The following is an 18,438-nucleotide window of genomic DNA, read 5'->3' on the forward strand; positions in this document are numbered from 1 at the left end:
TCTTATTCTTATTCTGCCGCGCTTTTTATATACATTGTAGTTAACATACAAAATATAAAAGCTTGCAGAACTGATGAAAATACATCGAAGTACATAGACAAGATACCGGGAATACCTATCTGAAAAAGTGGGAAACTTCCAATGGGATCAGGCAGCCAGCCTAAAATAAAATTGCTTAAAGCGCCTAACGCCGCATATAGCAAGGTCATTATAACGGAGCCTGAAGCGATATTCCCAAAATGACGAAACGCCATGGAAACAGGTGTCGAAATCTCGCTTATAATGTTAAAAGGCGTAAGCACGGCTATTGGCTTTGTAAAGCCTTTTAAATACCCTAAGAGCTTGTTTGTCTTTATTTTGGTATAGGTAATCATTACAAAGACAAGCGTACTCCAGCCAAGAGTAACCGATAAATCCGAAGTCGGTGAATATAAGCCTAAAACGCCAAGCAAGCTGCTAAGAGCTGACAGAGCAAACAGTGCAGAAACAAAGGGAATCAAGCTTCTATATTTTTCACCCATATTATTAATGGTAAAATTAGTTGCAGTTTTTACGATTAGTTCAACAACTACCTGCTTTTTTGATATGTTACTTGTTTTAAGCCCGCGGGTTAAGTAAATACATAAAATCAGAACGAATAACATTACAATCCACATGTTTACAAGCGTAGCTGTTATCGGTATGCCGCCAATGTAAAAATATATTTGCGCCCCTTGTATTACAACGTCATTCATTTATACCCCTCCTTCTTTTGAAATTTATGGCGCTTATTACGATTCTTGGAAAAATAAGAGGAAGCAATATTGCCACAGGATTAAAAAGCTTTAAATAAAGGCCTATTGCCAAAATAATAAATAAGCCTATCATTCTATAGCTATACGATACCTGTATATATTGCTTCGCATTGGAAGCCTCTTTATTAACAGCCTTGTTTAAAGATAGACCCAGTAAGAAAAAATTTAATATTGCTAAGATTGCACCGATAAAAGCCGACAAAAAGACATAAAACGTAAGCTTTTTTAAAATTAAAAATACCAAAAGCATGATTGCCGTTAATATTGATACGCCTATAGCAATATTCTTAGTTTCTTTAAAAACTATATTTTCTTCTCTAATAATTACCCACCCCGTTCCATATTAAAAAAGCTCTACGCTTCAAATTCTTTCACCTGCTCGTAGAAAAGCAAACCTTGAAGCATAGTGCCTAAGTTAAATTTATTAACTTTTGTTGCTGATTTTGAAGAAAATAATATCATATTTTGCAACTTATTGCAAGAAATATGTGCAAAACAGAGAAACAGTCAGAAGGCAAAGCCAAGGTGGAAATGTTCGCGATTTTGCAGGAATTTTGCAAAAATTTATTGTGTTTTAAACAGGAGATTACAGGTGTTTGGACAAAAAAATATTGTCGAAATAAGTCAAAACGCCTTTTTTAAAAAGTTGCCGGATTAAAGCATGTTTATAGGCAGATAAAGAACATTTTTATAGAATAACAATAGATTTTATTGGTTTAAATTTAAAATGCACATTTATAAGCCAAAAAGTATGCTTTATCATAAGATATTAATTTATCTTCATTCAATCAGTTTATTTATCGGAAATATTTCTGATATACTTAATATTTCTATTGCTTTTTTAATCCTTCAGATAGAAAAGGGCATAAGATACGAGGACAGCATGCAGAAAACCAGAAGGTCTTTTAAGCCCTAAAGATAATTAATTCACAAGGCTTTGGAAGAGAAGAGGGCCTTGTCCTTGTGGATTTTCAACCCCTTTGCATATTTATAGAATGTTTTGCAATATATTGGGTATGTGTTAAACTTATTTTAATTAAGGGTATTTAAGGAGGAACGGCCATGAATCAAACATTAATAATCAATAAGAAAGAAGCGGAGGCGCTTCTTACCTTTGAGGACGCCATAAAAGCTATGAGAGAAGTTTTTGCTGCAATATCTCAAGGCGATGCAATAATGCTTCAAAGAGAGATGATAAAACATGAAAACGGCAATGCTCTTGCCGTAATGCCTGCTTCCATGAAAGATAAGGGTATAACGGGAAGCAAAATAATTATATTTCCCGGCAAAGAGACAAGGAAAGCAGGAACAAATCAGGGGGTGTTTCCTCTTTTTTCTATAGATACAGGAGCGCTTTTGGCCATAACCGATGCAGAGGCAATGACTGTCATACGCACTGCCGCCGCAAGTGCCTTAGCTACGGATATACTTGCTTTAAAAGAAGCATCCTCCCTTTGCATCTTAGGCACAGGAAAGCAGGGCCTTGCCCATGCTGAAGCAATCTGCCTTGTAAGAAATATAAAGAATATATATTTATGGAATAAAAATCACGATACGGGAAGGGCGGCTGTAAAGCGCTTTCAGGAGAAGCTCGCGATTCCAATTACTTATTTTGAAAATTCAGAAGATGCCGTTAAAAATGCCGACATTATTTGTACGACCTCTAAAGCCCATGAGCCTATCCTTTTGGGAAAGGATATAAAAGAAGGGGCCCATATAAACGCAGTAGGGGCATGCTCATCAAAAATACGAGAGATTGATACGGAAGTTTTAAAAAGGGCAAAGGTATTCTGCGATAAAAAAGAAGCCTGTTTTAAAGATGCAGGCGATTTATTGATTCCTCTTGAAAAAGGAGAAATCCATAAGGATATTGTAATAGGGGAAATAGGCCAAATTATTTTAGGAGAGAGTCAAGGGCGCACCAGCAATGTAGAAATTACTCTTTTTGAAAGTGTAGGATTAAGCGTGCAGGATTTGGCGTCGGCGTGGCTTATTTATGAAAAGGCCCTTAAATCAGGCCATGGAATAAAAGTTGAGCTATAGAAAATTTATTAATAGTAAAATAATTTAATTACAGTAATAAAAATCGTATACTTTATACTTAATGTACCTAAAAATACTTATAGGGAAGCTGTAAAAGAGTCTTCAGGTGAATGGTCTCTATAGTCAGCAAAGATCTTTTTATCTTTGTTGACTATAAATGGTTTAATATAAGTGCATAAGTGCTTCTATTATATTTAAGCCGTTTATGAAAAATAGCTTTTTGTTCCTGTCTTAAAGCTATCTTACTAAAATATCTGGTTTCAGAGAAAACTTCTTCTTTTTAATAGGGCAGAGGAGGTCAAGACTATAAAGAATACCCATGATATACTGTCCTTATAAGGAGGTAGATATGATGTATGCATGGGAAGCGATACAAAAAACAATAAATTATATTGAAGCTCATATCAGCAGTGAGATTCAAATTGAAGAACTTTCGAAGGAGGCTTCACTTTCGCCTTTTTATCATCAAAGGCTGTTTTCACGCCTTGTAAAAAAACCGGTAAGAGAATATATCAAGCTTAGGCGCTTGGCTAAGGCTTGTAAATTGCTTGATAACAGGCAATGCCGCATTTTGGATATTGCCCTTGATTGCGGATTCGGAAGCCACGAAACATTTACCCGGTCTTTTAAAGAAGCCTATGGAATAACCCCTGAGCAATACAGGGAAAAGCCGGTGATGCTGAATCAATTTGATAAGCCTGATTTAATGCTTAATTATGCGATGATTGATGAAGGCGTTCCTTTGATAAGTGACGGGCTTGTACTGGAGTTTAACCGTAAAACCCTTAAGGAACCGGTTTTATTTATGGGTGTAAAAGGGATTATCCCCATTGAAGGGCAGATGCCTTTAGGAGAATCTACGGGACTTGATATGCCCGGAGCGGTATGGGAGCGGTTTCATCGGGAGAAAGTAAACATGCCCCGGATACCCTGCGGAAGAGAAATAGGCGTAGCCTATATGGGCGATGCCCCGGAAGGAAGCTTTACTTACTTTGCCGGAGGCGAGGTAAAAGCAGGAGCGGAAAATGCCGATTACGCTACATGGAGCCTTCCGGCAAGGGAATATGTAATCTGTGGATTTGAAGCGGAAGATTTTCAGACCCTTGTGACAGAAGCCCTTAATAAAGCCGTTAAATACAGCGTATTATGGCTTGAAAAGCATCATCTTACAATGGAAGTTTATTCTCCTGAGATTTATTATGACAGCTCCCCGGAAAGAAACTATATGGAGCTGTGGATGCCGGTATCTTAGAAAAGCAAAAAGGATTGTTCCGGGGAACAATCCTTTTTCTTTTATAATAGTTTTTCGAATATTTCCTTTATTCTTTTAACATCGGTAATCTTTGTTTTTCCGCTTTCCTTGTCTATGATTGAGGAATATACATGGACGATGACTTTAGGAACATTTTCTTCTATGCATATTTTAAGAATTTCCTCAATGTTTTCAAGGTCTATTCCCCCGGTAGGCTCAAGAATAAAATCTGATTTTCCGCAGGCTTTGGCAACGAGCTTAAATTCCTCTATTGTTTTAAGGCCCCCCATAGGGAAGAATTTAAGGGAATTTCCCCCCATCTCCTTAACAAGGGCTATTGCCGTCTCTACAGGAATATTGCCGTCGGGAAGCTTTGTGCTTTCAGGGCCTGTGCTGATTTTCACAAGACCGGGGATTCCCGAAGGAGACACAAGGGCGTTTATATGGGCATCATTTCCAGATACCTTTTCTCTTGTGATTCCGACATAGGGGAAAACCTGATTTACATGGTTTGGCTTAAGTGCTCCGGAAAGTGCCGCAACCATAAGCCCCTGGGCAGGGTTTCCTGCGCCAAGGCCGATGGAAATATTATTTTCAAGGGCGGCTTGATATTTTTTCATATCTGAAAGGGCTTCGTCAAAATTTGGATAATTGCCTGAAAGAACGCCTATTACGGCATTTTTATCCATTGCCTCATAGATTTCCAAAGCGTTTTCAATATCTTTTGTGAGACAGTTTAAACAAAGTCTGTTTTTATAGTAATTCATAATTAGTCCTCCAGTATTTCTTTAAGCTTTTCTATAATTACTGGAATATCTCTTTTGCTCATAGGTCTTGGGTCAAATTCAAAATATCCGGAGGAGGCATGATGGCTTCTTGTATAAATAGCAGGATTGCCGTTTTTAAGAATATTAACGATTTCCACGGCGCTTTTTCCCGTAAGGCTTTTATCAGGGATCACTCTAAGCCTTACAATAGCCCGGCCCATAGAATCGGGTATTTTTGATACCTTTATTCCGTTTATGCCGTTTAAATAATCTTCAAGAGGCGCAAAGAAGTCTTCGCCGGAAGGACTGGCTTTGTCGGCATATTCCTCAATGGCCTTATAAAGCCCCATAATGGTTTCTTTTCCTACTTTAAAGGGGCGTCCCACGCCTTTCGACTGTTGATAGCACCAGTCAATATACGGCTGATTTCCTACGACACAGCCGGAGGTAGGACCGCCGAAAGCTTTCGCACCGCTGTAGATAACCATATCAGCCCCGAGAGCCAGATATTTTTTAAAATCTTCTTCCGCTGCGGCGTCTATTATAAGGGGTACAGCTTTTGCTTTGGCGACAGAGATGATATCTTCCAATGAAAGCATTCCGTCCTGAACGGCGTGATGGCTTTTCACGTAGAGAATTGCCGCTGTTTTTTCAGATATGGAAGCCTCGAATACGTCTTTTTCACATTTATTGGATACGCCTGCCATAACAGGCTTTCCGCCGCCCAAAGTAATCATTTGGGCGATTTCTGCTCCGAAGTCTACGTTGTGGCCCATCTGAAGAAGGATTTCATTTTTTTCCGTTAAGGGATTGGGTATTTTTTTTATTTCAAGAGGGTTTCCCTTTGTTATTACTGCGGCTATCGATATAACGATGCCTGAGGAAGCTCCGCAGGTAATAAATGCATCCTCTGCACCGGCATACTTCGCTATTTTTTTACCGGCTTCTTTTATAAGCTCATTCATATCGAAATAATTGGAGGCACCGTAATTCATAGCCTCAATGACCCCTTCTGAAAGGGTTGAAGAGCCCAAATAAGTCATTCTTCCGCTGCAGTTTATCACTCTTTTTACATCTAATTCTTTTTCCATATTGCTACGCTCCTATTCCGAGAGTAGTAAGGCCCATAAGAAAGGCAATATATCCCACAATCATTGCGCCTAAGATTGCACCGCCGATAATAGGAGATTTACGTACGTGGAATATAATAGCTCCAATCATTGCGCCTACGCCTACGTAAAAATCGAATTGAGCCGCCATAATCAGTATAATAGGGCCAAACCATTCGCCGACGATATTACCTGCACCTACCATGATATCAGTACCCATAGAGCCGTATCCGCCGGGCATGAGCTTACGGATCAGCAGTATGATTGCACCGATGGCAAGGCCGATTGCGGCACCGGTTAAAAGGCTTAAAGGAAAGTTCTTAACAAGGTTTTCATAGCCCATGGAAAGGAAAAGGGCAGGAAGGCCTGCGCCTACGCCGGTCATAATAGAGCCGCCGATGTCAAGGATTCCTACAAGGGGACCTTCCAGGATACGGGCAAGAAGAAAACCGCCTGTATAGCCGATTAACGCCGCATAGCTTCCTGTTTTAAGGGCTTCGCTTAACATAACGGTAACCGATGTGGTTGAGAAATGGCCTGTGTTATATTGGATAAATATGGATGTTCCGGCAAAAACACCGGCGCATATCATCGCCATAAATATAAGAAATGCTTTTTCCGTAAGCATAAAGCTTTCAATGGAGCTTCTTTTGTTTTCTGTAGTAGAGTTCATTTTTATCCTCCTGTATTATCTATCGTAATTCTGCTTTAGCAATATTTCCATAAAACTAAAACTTTAGAAAGGAATCTTTCCTCTAAAATAAGCAATTGCAAAGAACATAATTGCCACAAAGAGCATCATAAAAAGACTTCTTCTGCTCTTTAATCCGCTGTCGGCAACGCTTTGGCCTATGAGAATACCGAGAACACAGCCGGGGGTAGCGTTTCCCATTATGTATTGAGCAAGAACACCGAATATGGTTGCAAACGTTCCCTGCCATTTTCCGGCACTTAATGCAGAAAGCCAGAATGCCACAGGAAGAACGGGGGAAAGAATCAAATCCGCCGCCGGAGAAACCACCTTTTCTGCTATCAGAGACATGGTTTTTGGTATTAAGCTTGCAAGGGTATTTAAAACCGTTACTAAAACGGCACCGATTGCCATACCGCTTAACATCATTTTATAAGGGTTTTTAGAAGCCTCTCTGTCTTTTGCCGTAAAGTTTGAAAGACCTGCCGACCACTGGGGAATAATACGGTGCAGTACGTCGGAGCTTAAAGAACCTGTTCCTACGACGGAACCTGCGGAACTGAAGAAAAATCCCAAGCCGTAGCTGAAATGGGAAAGGGGGTCGCCGTTGCAGGCGTTCATTTCGCCTAAGGTTCTGAAAGCGCCCATACCTTGAATTTCAGGGGCGTGATACATTCTCGCTGCGCCGCCGGCGGCTCCGCCTCCTGCAAGAGCGCCAACAATTATAGATTTTATTACAAGATCAATCATTTTTGTCCTCCTCCTTTGAGTGCGGGGAATAAGCTTAAATAAACGGGGATATACTTATGAAACTTGAAAACTGCCTTTGGTTTTTTCAGTTTCATAAGGCTTTCTTAATACAGAACAAATAAACTTGATGCTTTTTAAGTTTATTTACCCTATCTTCCGTCCTTTACAGCTTATTTTCCCCAGTTGATATTATCTTTATTTCTACTTCCGCAGTAACTGAAATTCGATGAAATTCATGGGTTACGGGAAGTATTAATCCTAAAAAGCGTTTTACAGTTTCCGTTTTTTCTTCCTTATCGATGAAAAGGGCCGTTACGTGAAGCTCCACTAAATAGCCGTCAGTTTCCTTATAGGCTTCGTTTCGTATATTTTTGAAAACGTCTGTCAGAGCTTCCCTGTGGCTTTTTCCCAGACCGGAAACTTTTAATGATTTATGGATGGTTTTTAAAACATTTTCGCTACTCAAATTATTCACGCCCATATTTTTTATAATATGCTTCGGTTATGGCTTTTCCCAATTCTTCCGTATCCATAAAGCCAAAGCCTAAAGCAACGTATCCGTTATTAACTGCGTTTACGCCGGATACGACGGTTCTTAAATCGTATATTGCGTTATATCCATATTGATTTTTTGCAGCTAAAGCACCGCCGCCGCCGCCGCCGCAGAAGCTTATGCCAAGGTCTGCATTTTCATCATGCATTACCTTGCCAAGCTTCATGTCTGCGCCTATTCCGGGAATGACGATGGCTTCCCCGCCGGCGGCCTCAATACCTTTTGCCACGTTCTGGCCTTTTCCCATACGGTGTGCAATCACTATTTTTACCTTTTTTTCCATTATAATTCCTCACCTTTCTCTTCTTTTAATCTAAGCTGCATTGCGCCTATATGTGTTGCTATTAAAGCTTCTTCGTTATCCGGTATTTTTCTGCCGTACTGGCCTTCCAGATGAGAAGCTATTTTTTTTGCAAGTTCAAGAGCTTCAGTGCTGATTTCATCTGCAAAACTCATATCCATATCCACAAACTCACCTTTTTTTAATCTGTTATAAAGGGTGATGAGATGCGTTACAAATACGGGGCCTGCAACAGAGTCGAATACAACGCCTTCTTTTTCACAAAAATTCATAATATCTGTGAGCTTTTTTTCAAGGGCCTGGATTTCTTCTTTTTCTATATTCCACTCCTTTGTTCTTTCGTCAATTACTTTGCAAATTTCCTTATAATCAAATCTTTTCATTTTTTCACCTATGTATCGTAAGAATTATGGCATATGAAGCTGCCGTATTGCCGTTTTAATGCTATGAAGCAAATAATAATGTTTATATCGTTCATAAGCTTGCTTTTTAGTCTATTTGGAGTAAGCTTCCAAATTTATCTGTTGCATATAAGATATTGAAAGAAATAGGGGAAGAAAATACTTCTTCGCTGCTTTCCTCATAGACTGTTTCTTTGTTTATAAGTTCAACCACTGCTAGGGAAGCCTTGTTTCCTTCTGAAATATCTGTATTATTGCCTGTAATAAAGCAAGGGTTTATAGTCACAGCTTTTAATACAGCTTCCTTTTCCATGCCGCATATAAGGCATTTTGTCATTACCTCGGCAAGGCTTTTAACTTTTGTTCCGAAATTTCTCGCATGAATATCGCTTGAAATAGTGAAGGGAGCAAGCCCTTCTTTAATGGCCTTTTCAGCAGTTTTAAAATCGAAGCTTGCAGCGCCGTGGCCAACGTCATATAAGACGCCCTCTTGATATTTATTCTCTACAAGCTTTTTTACCTTGCCGTAATCGTCTAAAATACCGCCTTTTTTGCCGTGGAAAATATGGGTAATAATATCGCCTCTTTGAAGCAAAGGCAGAATTTCCTCAAGGGCCGGCGGAGCATTGCCCACATGAATCATTACGGGAAGATTTACTTTTCTTGCGAAATCGATTCCCCTTTTTACGGCTTCCATGCCTAAAGAGCCTACAACGCTTCCGCTTGCCCGAAGCTTTATGCCTACGATGGTTTCTTTAAATTCCCTAATGGTATTGAAAAGCTTTTCTTCATTAAAATAGGCAGTGTCAGAAAGTTCTTTACCATCTTTTGTAAGCCCTATTTTAGAATAATTAATAAAAGCTTTTACATTTGTAGATGATTTTTCTATGACCTCTTTATAAAACTCAGGGTAATCGTCGCAGCCGGTGCTTCCTGCATCTATAACGGTGCTTACCCCCTGACGGATACCTATTTTGTCGGCAGATAGGCCAAGGGCGGTTTTTTCAGGAAAGGCATGTACATGGATATCTGTAAAAGAAGGAACAATAAGCTTTCCTTTACAGTCGATAGTTTCATCGCAGAGGATATCCTTTGCGTCTCCCACAAAGATAATGATGCCGTTATCTATAACGATATCCGCAGCTTTTCTGCTGTTTTCGGCAAGGTTCAGGATAGTTCCGTTTATAAGCTTTATTTTCATTTTCACCTCTCCTTTATTTATTTTTTATATAGCAGAATTCATTTCAATCCGAAGCACCTGTCCCTTAAAACGTAAAATATCCTCTGATATTTTGCAGCATTTTGTCACTTCGGTTTCTAAGTAATTCAGCTATAGCCGATAAAATCTATAGTAAACTTAAAGTAAAATGGGCACAAAACCGCATATTTACATGGTCCCTCAAATGTAGTATTTCCGAAGGGAATCCATGTTTTTGGGATTTTAGCAAATAGGTTTTGCTGCTTCTTTATAAGAAATTTACTATAATTTGCAGCTTCTTACTTTAAGGTTTATGGCTATAGTAGGTTTTTATTGAATTTATATCATATTCCAAAACAGCTTTATGATGTTTTGAATAAAGAGGGCTTATGACTTCATATATTTTCTTTTCTCTTCCTCTGAGATTTTCAGGGTTTACCTTTTTCATAGGGCCGGTATCATCTCTTTGCATACTCATCATAAGATGTATCGTAAGGCTTATGAAAACCTCATTATCCACTTCTCCAAGGGCTTTGCCCATGGCCTGAACGATATTTGCACAGTCTGAAAGAAGCGCCATGTATTCGAAAAAGCCTTCGGACCTGCCCTTTGAAGGGGGTGTGTCATTGATTACCGCATTGCTTTCAAGGAGGCTTTTTACTTTTTCTATATCTTCATCAAGAAGCAAAGGTGTAATTCTAATGACAGGGATATAATCATGATAAAAATAAGTGGTTGAAAGGATGAAATCCGCATCATTTATCCCTAAGGCCATGGCTTCTTGCATATGGATAGCCCCTTTTACCTCGATTTGAGGAAACCGTCTTGAAACATTGGTTTTTAGAAGCTCTGCGCTTCCCTTTCCCGTGGTGCAGACAATATAGGCTTTTTTCTTGGGGCTTTCCGAATACATTTGGGCCGCCAGATACATCACGAGATAGCCTGTTTCATCGTCGGAGATTTCACCTAAAAATGGACGGAAAATAAATATTTCGTCTTTGCAGTCCATAAATAAATCGGGAAACCGTTCAAAAATCATTTTCTTTAGAGGATTGCTTTCTTCTATGCCTTTTTTGCGTCTTTCCGCCGAAACGTATAAGTGGGTGCGTATATTTTGAAAAAGCTCGTCGTTTCCTAAAAAGTTATAATTTCTTCTTTTTGACATATTTTTAAGAAATACAGCGATGGCGCTGTCTATGGAGCCTTCTTCCTGGGTTTGGGTATAGTAGTTTCTTCTTGTATTCTGATAGTGGGAGGAAAGATACATAATTTCTTCTTCTGAAAGATTAAATTCCTCCGTCAGATACCGCATTACCATCAGAGCCCAGCCGGATTTTATTTCAGGTACTTCTGAGGCCTTTAAAGAATGCCCCTTTTGAAACCTTGATACAGAAATTGCTGAAAGAATGATGATGAAGCTGTCTTCATGCCTGTACATATGCTGGGAGAGCCTGCTGTTCAGGTCCTTATCCATGGTGTAAAGGCGTTCGGCTATTTCCTTAACGGTTAAAGGAGAGAGAACCGCCAAGTATTCGTCAAGCATGGCCTTTTTTTCGCTGCTGAGATAAATAAGCTGCTTTTCCTGCTGCAAAAGGCCTATGACGTCGTAATGCTCGAAGCTTTGGAGTATTAAAGAAGCCATTGCCTCCCGTATATTTTCTTCCTTTCCGTAAAGGGCGGCTCCTGTTTCCTTATTGATTGACGCTTTAAGGTGAAAGGTCTTAAGCCATTTTTTTACAAAAGGGAAATCCCTGTAAAATGTTGCCCTGCTGATACCTACTTTATTGCTGATTTTTTTAAGGCTGATGCCGTTTTCATTTACAAAAAGCAAGGTAAGAATAAGAAGAATCCTGCTGTATTGGTTTAAAGGCATCAGGCTTGGCCTGATATCTTTAATAAGCTCTTTTGCTTTTTCTATAGCACTTTCATCTTCAAAGGCAATGGTGTTTTCAGAATATTCCAGGCTTAATCTATTTTCCTTAGCCCATTCCTTAATGGCTTTTAAGTCTGCGTACACAGTTCTAAGGGCGATTCCTAAATCACTTGAAAGCCTTGAAGCTTCCGACGGAACGCCTGAAATAATCCTTTCTACAATTTTCTGCTGTCTTTGTGATAGCTGCATAATAATCCAACTCCTATATTGATTATAGCATCTGATTCCTGTGAATAAAGAAAATGTCTATCTCATTTTCTGCAACGGCAGTGGAAACTATGAGACTGAAAGAAAAAAGATACTTTAATTTTCCATAAAAGAAAAAATCATATTGACAAAATAATATTGATACCATATAATTAAAAGGTTAAGTATGAGAATAAATTTAATGCTTTTGCAGGCGTAAATAATGTAAAATGTGGACATTGTCAGACATTTTTATAAACAATACAGAGTGATTTCTATTGCTCTGTATTTTATTTACCCCAAAATGGCTAATATTAATACAAGGGGAGTGATTCTATTGGAATTTAATCTTATTCCTTTTGCTTCGGAAATCGTAAAGGAAAAAGCGATAGCAGAGATATTGAAATGCAACGATTTAACTGAAAAATACGGTCTTGTCCTCAATGAAAAAGAGGCTCTGGAGCTTGTTGAAATTCGTACCGCTTCTTTGAAAAATAACGGGCGTATGGAATTCGGTGCAGGAATTATAGATAAGCTCATAAAAGAATTTTGTGACTCCCCTTATATTTCACAAAGAGACTATCAAAAAATCTTGCAGGAGCTTATTGATATTTTTTATTATTATAAAAACGAAACCATGGATTTAATAAGCGATGACGACCTTATTAAATTCATGAAAAAATCCTTTGACGGTGTATGCGGAGGCTCGCTTGAGCTTCTTTCAGGAAGAGAGCTTCATAAGCTTGCCGAAAACCTTCGGTTTGGATTTTCCAAAGATTCTTCTGATGAAGAGGAGGAGGAAGACGATGAAGAATGAATTAAAAAGCATCTCCAAAATAGAAAAGAATGAGCTTATAAGCGACGCATATTTTGAGTCTTTAATAGAGCAGGCTTTGTTAAAAGGCGTTCTGGAAAGAGCAGAATTTGAAAGAATACAATATGAATGCATTAATCTTTTGGCGTTTAAGGTAGAACGGTTTAATCTTGGGGAAAGCAGCTCTATACCCACAGACAAGGCAAAGGCTATTATGGCTTCCAATTTATTTACATTAAGCCTGTGGCTTAAAACCTATGAAGAACCGGAAGAGGCCCTAAGGCTTTTGAGAAAAGAAAGCATTTTTGAACTATATAAAAAGGGCCGAAAGCGGATTGATAGAATGGTTATGTCAGCAAAATCCCTTCATGCTAAGCTTTTAGAGAAGCTATTAGAGACGGAAAATGAATATTACGCTTTAACCATAGATGACGGAATAAAAGGTTTTTTCAAGCTTTATTATCCTGAATTTTCAGCCCAGGAGATTCATATTACTGCCGATTATCCTATTTATAATCCCATGGAGCGGCTTTCAGGCATTGAATTTATAAAGCGCTATGTTGAATGCTTATATAATGAAAACCAATTTTGTATTAATTTTAATAAAGAAGATATTCATTTTCTTTTAAAAGGATATGATAAAGGATATAAGCAATTACTTATAAATATTTACGGAGAAGTGCTCACTGCGGCTATAGGCTGCATCTTATCTGGGGAAAATGTAAGAAGGCTTCATATATCTTTTCAAGGGGTTTCATATTTGAACGGGATTTTTAAAGAGGCTACGGATAGAGCGGTTTTTTCATATCTCAACGATGCTTTTTCTGAACTTAAAGAGACTTTCGGTCTTTCGGAGGGCCTTTCCAAATACATGGAAGAAAGCATCAAAATTATATATAAAAGGATAATAGACGCCAAAAGAACGGATACATGGAACATATTTTATTCTCCATATTTCCCGGAAAATAATCCTAAAATCCATTTTTCCTTCGGCAATAAAATGGATAATGAAAAATACAGGCATATTTTAGATGAAATTATACAATGCCGTTTTTTTGAGGATAAAATGTCTATTATTAAGAAAAATGTCCATTCTTTCGGGGATTTAGAAGATATTTTGCTTGACGGCAGATGGGCCTATGACGAAATGACCCGAATTATTAAAGGCCTCAGCTTGCCTGAAATTTCAGCTCTTTCAAATAAATACGGGTTAGATAAAAATATAGACGAACAGGAATTACGGGACGAAGAAAAGCTTTTACGAAAATGCCTTTTGGAATTTATTTATACATTTTCCGAAGACCAAAGGAAATTAATTTTAAAAGCCATAGAGTCCATAGAATACGAGGACAGTTAGTAAATTTACCTATTATTTTACAGTAAAAAGTGTTATGATACTTTAGAAACAATTACGAAACTTTAAAACACATAGGAATTATGATGAAATAATATCGCTGTCAATTTACTTTTATTTTATTCTAAGTCTTCTGCGGCCTTACACTTATAGCGGAGTAAAGGTAAATTGGCCCATAGGTGCTTTATGCTTGAAAAGGTAAGAAAAACCATCATGGATAATCACATGATAAATATGAATGACCATATTGTTGCAGGTCTTTCCGGCGGGGGGGATTCCTGCGCTCTTTTGCATGTCCTTAAGGCCCTTCAGGGCGAGTATGCCCTTAGCTTTACGGCGGTTCATATAAACCACGGTATTCGGGGAGACGAAGCTTTAAGAGACGAAAACTTCGTTTTGGATCTGTGTAAAAACCTCGGCATAGAATGCAGAATATTCCGGTTTGATATGGCGGAATATGCAAAGGAGCATAAGATTACCCTTGAGGAAGCGGGAAGGGAATTCAGATACCGTGCTTTTAATGCTGTTTTGACGGAAAAGGGCAGGGGGAAAATAGCGGTTGCCCATAATTTAAACGACAGGGCAGAAACCGTATTCATGCGGTTTATAAGAGGAACAGGCTTAAAGGGGCTTGAAGGCATACCGAAAACAAGAGACAATATCATAAGGCCCTTGATAGACTGCAAACGCTCTGAAATAGAAGAGTATCTTCATAAAAACAATATTTCCTACGTTCACGACAGCACAAATGCCATGGATATCTATACAAGAAATTTTATAAGGCTTAACATCCTCCCTCTTATTGAAGAAAATCTGAATCCGTCGGTGATTGATACCCTACGTAAAAGCTCCGACGTTTTTGCCTTGGAAAACGCTTACATGGAGGAAGAAGCCTTAAAAGCTTTTAAAAATCTTGTGACTATTGAAAAAAATACCCTTAGAATTGAAAAGGAGGGCTTTTCAAAACTTCACAAGGCCCTCAGGCTTCGTATAGCAAGGCTTTCTATAAATGAAATGACAAATAGCCTTAAAGATTATGAAATAAGCCATGCGGAAATGATTTCAGAAGCCTTTCAATATGCCACGGGAAAAGAATTTCATATTCCCGGGGACCTGATTGTTCAAAATTCATACAAAGATATTATTTTATACAGAAAGGATATAAAACCTTTCAAGGATATAAGCCTTAAAGACGGGGACTTTATATACTTAGATGAAATAGATGCGTATTTAAGCATTTCTTATTTTAGGCCCGAAAATAAAGAAAACTTTATTAAGACTTGTACTAAGGTTTTTGATTATGATAAAATAAAGGATAAATTATTCCTGAGAACGAGGCGCCAAGGAGACCGGATTTATATTAAGGAAGTTGGGGGAACAAAAAAACTGAAAGACTACTTTATAGATAATAAGGTAGAGAAATTCAAAAGAGACCATATCCCGCTTCTTGCTTCGGAAAAGGATATTTTATGGATATTTGACGGCAAGAATATTACAGACAGCAGGTTTTTATCTACCGGCAGTCAAAGAGAAATATATATTAACCTTTGGAGGAAGAGCAATGAATGACAATATCAAAGTAATGATTTCGGCAGAGGAGCTTGATAAAAAAGTAAGCGAGCTTGCAAAGCAGATAAACGAGGACTACAAGGGAAAAACAGTGTCTCTTTTATGTGTTCTGAAAGGCGGCGTGGTTTTTACGGTGGATTTGGCGAAAAAGCTTGATCTTGACATAGAGATTGACTTTATGGATATTTCCAGCTACGGAGACGGAACAGAATCTACAGGGGTAATAAAAATCAATCTTGATTTAGAGCAGCCCATCACAGGAAAGCATGTTCTTTTGGTTGAAGACATTATTGACAGCGGAAGAACCTTAAGCCGCGTTAAAAAGCACCTTCTCGGCCAGAGGCCTGCCTCCTTTAAAATATGTACTTTGCTGGATAAGCCGGACCGCAGGGTGGTTAATGATGCAAAGCCGGATTATACGGGCTTTGTTATCCCCGACGAATTTGTTATAGGCTATGGCCTTGACTATGCACAAAAATACAGAAACCTTCCTTACATAGGCGTATTGCAGCCTTCAGAGGAATAATTAATTTTGACTTTGGTTTTTGCCTATGGTACCATATAATGAATTAAATTTTATACACTGGGAAAATGCTGTCGGATTGGCCTAAGACCAAATAAATTTTAGTTCACAAAGAATTTTTGGTTAGGGCTGTTAAATAATTATAGAGGTTTTTAGGAGGTATATGGTTGAGAAAACACGCTAGAGTCATGAGCATATACATGATAATATTGCTTTTTATTATAATGATTTATATGGCTTTACAGATGACTACGGCTTCTAATGTAAAGGAGCCGTATACTTACAGCGACCTTGTAAGAGACATAAAGGACGGAACAATTAAAAAGGTCGAAATCTCAAAAAGCGCAGAAGTAAGCAATGCCGGAAACGTAAGAGCATATTTTGAAAGCACCGTAGTGAACGGCAGAACAGAACAAAGAGTTGAAAATATAGAAGTCCTATGGATGGATAGCTTTGCCGAGCTTGCGGAAACAGCAAGCGTTGAAAACGGCCTGCAGGTTATCACAAAGCAAATACCGAAAACAAGCGTCCTGCTTGAAATACTGCCCTTTGCTTTGGTGATGATGGTGCTTGTATTTCTCATGTTTATTGTGATGCAGCAGGTTCAGGGCGGGGGCTCCGGCGGCTCCAAGGTAATGAATTTCGGAAAAAGCCGCGCAAAGCTCACGGTTGATGATAAAAAGAAGGTCACTTTTCAAAACGTTGCCGGTCTTGACGAAGAAAAGGCGGAACTTCAGGAACTTGTGGATTTCTTGAAATCCCCTAAGAAATACGTAGATATCGGTGCGAGGATTCCTAAGGGCGTGCTTCTTGTGGGCCCTCCGGGAACAGGAAAGACCCTTCTTGCAAAGGCAGTTGCCGGCGAAGCCGGCGTACCGTTTTTTTCCATATCCGGTTCCGACTTTGTTGAAATGTTCGTTGGTGTTGGAGCCTCCAGAGTAAGAGACTTATTTGAACAGGCGAAGAAAAATTCTCCCTGTATTGTATTTATAGACGAGATTGACGCCGTAGGAAGGCGCAGAGGCGCAGGCCTTGGCGGCGGTCATGATGAAAGAGAGCAGACCTTAAACCAGCTTCTTGTTGAAATGGACGGCTTCGGTGTAAATGAAGGCGTTATTATCCTTGCGGCTACAAACAGGGTTGATATATTGGACCCAGCCCTTTTAAGACCCGGCAGGTTTGACAGAAGGGTTACCGTAGGCCGCCCTGACGTTAAAGGCAGAGAACAGATTCTTGAAGTTCATGCTAAGGGAAAGGCCATCGGTCCAGACGTTGACCTTAAAGTAATTGCCCATTCCACCTCTGGTTTTACAGGTGCCGACCTTGAGAATCTTCTGAACGAAGCGGCGCTTCTTTCCGCAAGGCATAATAAGAAGGAAATTGACATGGAGGAGCTTAGAGCGGCCTTCATAAAAGTAGGCATGGGAACAGAGAAAAAATCCCGTGTCATCAGCGATAGAGAAAAGAATATTACCGCTTATCACGAAGCGGGCCACGGTATTTTATTCGAGCTTCTTGAAAAGCTTGATCCTGTTCATATTATATCCATTATCCCCGTAGGCTCTGCCGGAGGATATACAATGCCTCTTCCGGGAGACGACAAATCCTATCTTTCCAAAAGCTATATGGAACAATATATTGTTTCCCTATTAGGCGGAAGGGTTGCCGAGGAAATCGTCCTTAAGGATATAACAACCGGAGCGTCAAACGACATTGAAAGAGCAACGGCCATGGCAAGGGATATGGTTACGAAATACGGTATGAGCAGTGAGCTTGGCCCTATACAGTTTGGAAACGACAATGACGAGGTATTTATCGGAAGAGACCTTGCCCATACGAGAAATTACGGGGAAAAGGTAGCTTCACAAATAGATACCGAGATTAAAAGCATTATAGAAAAGGCCCATGAAACGGCAAGGACGCTTATTACAAAGCATATAGACGTTCTCCATAAAACGGCGGACCTTTTAAAAGAAAAAGAAAAAATAACAGGGGACGAATTCAGAGCGCTTTTCCCGGAAGGTTCCCTTCCCGATAAGAAAAGAACCAGCGAATTTTTTGAAGAAAAAAATATCGTTGCTCCTGAAGAAGCACCAGTACCCAAAGAAGCCCAATAAAAGCATAAAAAAGGACCGAATATTCGGTCCTTTTGTTTTTGTTTTAAAATATATTTTAAAGTTAAATAAGCAGACACAGCAAT

General features: G+C 39.1%; 18 protein-coding genes. 7 read left to right on the forward strand and 11 right to left on the reverse strand.

What is annotated here, in order from left to right; genetic code table 11:
* Positions 1–8: 8 nt before the first annotated feature.
* Positions 9–734: a F0F1 ATP synthase subunit A gene (locus NBX03_RS02990; protein ID WP_250229296.1), complete on the reverse strand. Its 726-nt coding sequence runs from the start codon at positions 732–734 to the stop codon at positions 9–11.
* Positions 727–1,119, reverse strand: a complete 393-nt coding sequence (locus tag NBX03_RS16110; RefSeq protein WP_408628553.1) for an ATP synthase subunit I — start codon at positions 1,117–1,119, stop codon at positions 727–729. Before NBX03_RS16110 ends, NBX03_RS02990 begins: the two co-directional genes overlap by 8 nt.
* Positions 1,120–1,856: 737 nt before the next feature.
* Here NBX03_RS16110 and NBX03_RS02995 point away from each other — a divergent pair.
* Together NBX03_RS02995 and NBX03_RS03000 are read left to right on the forward strand one after the other, a co-directional pair.
* Positions 1,857–2,837, forward strand: coding sequence for an ornithine cyclodeaminase family protein (locus tag NBX03_RS02995; RefSeq protein WP_250229297.1), 981 nt, complete (start codon positions 1,857–1,859; stop codon positions 2,835–2,837).
* A 349-nt stretch (positions 2,838–3,186) separates the two neighbouring features.
* Positions 3,187–4,089 carry an AraC family transcriptional regulator gene (locus NBX03_RS03000; protein ID WP_323373250.1) on the forward strand — a complete coding sequence of 301 codons (903 nt, stop codon included), beginning with the start codon at positions 3,187–3,189 and terminating at the stop codon, positions 4,087–4,089.
* Between the two features lie 41 nt (positions 4,090–4,130).
* Here the strand turns inward: NBX03_RS03000 and dagF are convergent, their stop codons facing one another.
* From dagF to NBX03_RS03045, 9 genes are all read right to left on the reverse strand, one after another.
* Positions 4,131–4,856, reverse strand: a complete 726-nt coding sequence (dagF, locus tag NBX03_RS03005) for a 2-dehydro-3-deoxy-phosphogluconate aldolase (protein ID WP_250229298.1) — start codon at positions 4,854–4,856, stop codon at positions 4,131–4,133.
* Positions 4,857–4,858: 2 nt separating this feature from the next.
* A complete protein-coding gene (locus NBX03_RS03010; RefSeq protein WP_250229299.1) occupies positions 4,859–5,947 on the reverse strand; it encodes a DgaE family pyridoxal phosphate-dependent ammonia lyase in 1,089 nt (362 codons plus the stop codon).
* Between the two features lie 4 nt (positions 5,948–5,951).
* Positions 5,952–6,638 (reverse strand): DUF4310 family protein, encoded by a 687-nt coding sequence (locus NBX03_RS03015; RefSeq protein ID WP_250229300.1) that lies wholly within the window; start codon positions 6,636–6,638, stop codon positions 5,952–5,954.
* Positions 6,639–6,701: 63 nt separating this feature from the next.
* Positions 6,702–7,406, reverse strand: coding sequence for a DUF4311 domain-containing protein (locus NBX03_RS03020; protein ID WP_250229301.1), 705 nt, complete (start codon positions 7,404–7,406; stop codon positions 6,702–6,704).
* A gap of 163 nt (positions 7,407–7,569) precedes the next feature.
* A complete protein-coding gene (locus tag NBX03_RS03025; RefSeq protein WP_250229302.1) occupies positions 7,570–7,872 on the reverse strand; it encodes a DUF4312 family protein in 303 nt (100 codons plus the stop codon).
* 1 nt (position 7,873) lies between these two features.
* Positions 7,874–8,242, reverse strand: a complete 369-nt coding sequence (locus NBX03_RS03030; RefSeq protein WP_250229303.1) for a glycine-rich SFCGS family protein — start codon at positions 8,240–8,242, stop codon at positions 7,874–7,876.
* Positions 8,242–8,643, reverse strand: coding sequence for a PRD domain-containing protein (locus NBX03_RS03035; RefSeq protein ID WP_250229304.1), 402 nt, complete (start codon positions 8,641–8,643; stop codon positions 8,242–8,244). The genes NBX03_RS03030 and NBX03_RS03035 overlap by 1 nt, the downstream gene beginning before the upstream one ends.
* 106 nt (positions 8,644–8,749) lie before the next feature.
* A complete protein-coding gene (locus tag NBX03_RS03040; protein ID WP_250229305.1) occupies positions 8,750–9,862 on the reverse strand; it encodes an amidohydrolase/deacetylase family metallohydrolase in 1,113 nt (370 codons plus the stop codon).
* Positions 9,863–10,163: 301 nt separating this feature from the next.
* Positions 10,164–11,981, reverse strand: a complete 1,818-nt coding sequence (locus NBX03_RS03045; RefSeq protein WP_250229306.1) for a BglG family transcription antiterminator — start codon at positions 11,979–11,981, stop codon at positions 10,164–10,166.
* 334 nt (positions 11,982–12,315) lie between these two features.
* On the opposite strand from NBX03_RS03045, the gene NBX03_RS03050 reads away from it, so the two are divergent.
* The 5 genes from NBX03_RS03050 (at position 12,316) to ftsH (ending at position 18,355) form a co-directional block, all read left to right on the forward strand.
* Complete coding sequence (locus tag NBX03_RS03050) at positions 12,316–12,795, forward strand: DUF6323 family protein (RefSeq protein ID WP_250229307.1); 480 nt, start codon at positions 12,316–12,318, stop codon at positions 12,793–12,795.
* Positions 12,785–14,149: a DUF6179 domain-containing protein gene (locus NBX03_RS03055; protein WP_250229308.1), complete on the forward strand. Its 1,365-nt coding sequence runs from the start codon at positions 12,785–12,787 to the stop codon at positions 14,147–14,149. Before NBX03_RS03050 ends, NBX03_RS03055 begins: the two co-directional genes overlap by 11 nt.
* Positions 14,150–14,332: 183 nt before the next feature.
* On the forward strand, positions 14,333–15,715 hold the full coding sequence (gene tilS / locus NBX03_RS03060; RefSeq protein WP_250229309.1) for a tRNA lysidine(34) synthetase TilS: 1,383 nt from the start codon (positions 14,333–14,335) through the stop codon (positions 15,713–15,715).
* Positions 15,708–16,241: a hypoxanthine phosphoribosyltransferase gene (hpt, locus tag NBX03_RS03065; RefSeq protein WP_250229310.1), complete on the forward strand. Its 534-nt coding sequence runs from the start codon at positions 15,708–15,710 to the stop codon at positions 16,239–16,241. The genes tilS and hpt overlap by 8 nt, the downstream gene beginning before the upstream one ends.
* Positions 16,242–16,426: 185 nt before the next feature.
* On the forward strand, positions 16,427–18,355 hold the full coding sequence (gene ftsH, locus NBX03_RS03070; protein ID WP_323373274.1) for an ATP-dependent zinc metalloprotease FtsH: 1,929 nt from the start codon (positions 16,427–16,429) through the stop codon (positions 18,353–18,355).
* Positions 18,356–18,438: the final 83 nt, after the last annotated feature.

Origin of the sequence: Anaeropeptidivorans aminofermentans (genome assembly GCF_940670685.1) — a bacterium.
Classification (GTDB): domain Bacteria; phylum Bacillota; class Clostridia; order Lachnospirales; family UBA5962; genus Anaeropeptidivorans; species Anaeropeptidivorans aminofermentans.

What these genes read in the sequence shown, in the direction of transcription:
- NBX03_RS03030 (WP_250229303.1), bottom strand. Translation starts at nt 8,242, where the DNA reads ATGGAAAAAAAGGTAAAAATAGTGATTGCACACCGTATGGGAAAAGGC.
- NBX03_RS03000 (WP_323373250.1), top strand. Translation starts at nt 3,187, where the DNA reads ATGATGTATGCATGGGAAGCGATACAAAAAACAATAAATTATATTGAA.
- NBX03_RS03015 (WP_250229300.1), bottom strand. Translation starts at nt 6,638, where the DNA reads ATGAACTCTACTACAGAAAACAAAAGAAGCTCCATTGAAAGCTTTATG.
- hpt (WP_250229310.1), top strand. Translation starts at nt 15,708, where the DNA reads ATGAATGACAATATCAAAGTAATGATTTCGGCAGAGGAGCTTGATAAA.
- NBX03_RS03045 (WP_250229306.1), bottom strand. Translation starts at nt 11,981, where the DNA reads ATGCAGCTATCACAAAGACAGCAGAAAATTGTAGAAAGGATTATTTCA.
- NBX03_RS03040 (WP_250229305.1), bottom strand. Translation starts at nt 9,862, where the DNA reads ATGAAAATAAAGCTTATAAACGGAACTATCCTGAACCTTGCCGAAAAC.
- tilS (WP_250229309.1), top strand. Translation starts at nt 14,333, where the DNA reads ATGCTTGAAAAGGTAAGAAAAACCATCATGGATAATCACATGATAAAT.
- NBX03_RS02990 (WP_250229296.1), bottom strand. Translation starts at nt 734, where the DNA reads ATGAATGACGTTGTAATACAAGGGGCGCAAATATATTTTTACATTGGC.
- NBX03_RS03055 (WP_250229308.1), top strand. Translation starts at nt 12,785, where the DNA reads ATGAAGAATGAATTAAAAAGCATCTCCAAAATAGAAAAGAATGAGCTT.
- dagF (WP_250229298.1), bottom strand. Translation starts at nt 4,856, where the DNA reads ATGAATTACTATAAAAACAGACTTTGTTTAAACTGTCTCACAAAAGAT.
- NBX03_RS02995 (WP_250229297.1), top strand. Translation starts at nt 1,857, where the DNA reads ATGAATCAAACATTAATAATCAATAAGAAAGAAGCGGAGGCGCTTCTT.
- NBX03_RS03010 (WP_250229299.1), bottom strand. Translation starts at nt 5,947, where the DNA reads ATGGAAAAAGAATTAGATGTAAAAAGAGTGATAAACTGCAGCGGAAGA.
- NBX03_RS03020 (WP_250229301.1), bottom strand. Translation starts at nt 7,406, where the DNA reads ATGATTGATCTTGTAATAAAATCTATAATTGTTGGCGCTCTTGCAGGA.
- ftsH (WP_323373274.1), top strand. Translation starts at nt 16,427, where the DNA reads ATGAGCATATACATGATAATATTGCTTTTTATTATAATGATTTATATG.
- NBX03_RS03035 (WP_250229304.1), bottom strand. Translation starts at nt 8,643, where the DNA reads ATGAAAAGATTTGATTATAAGGAAATTTGCAAAGTAATTGACGAAAGA.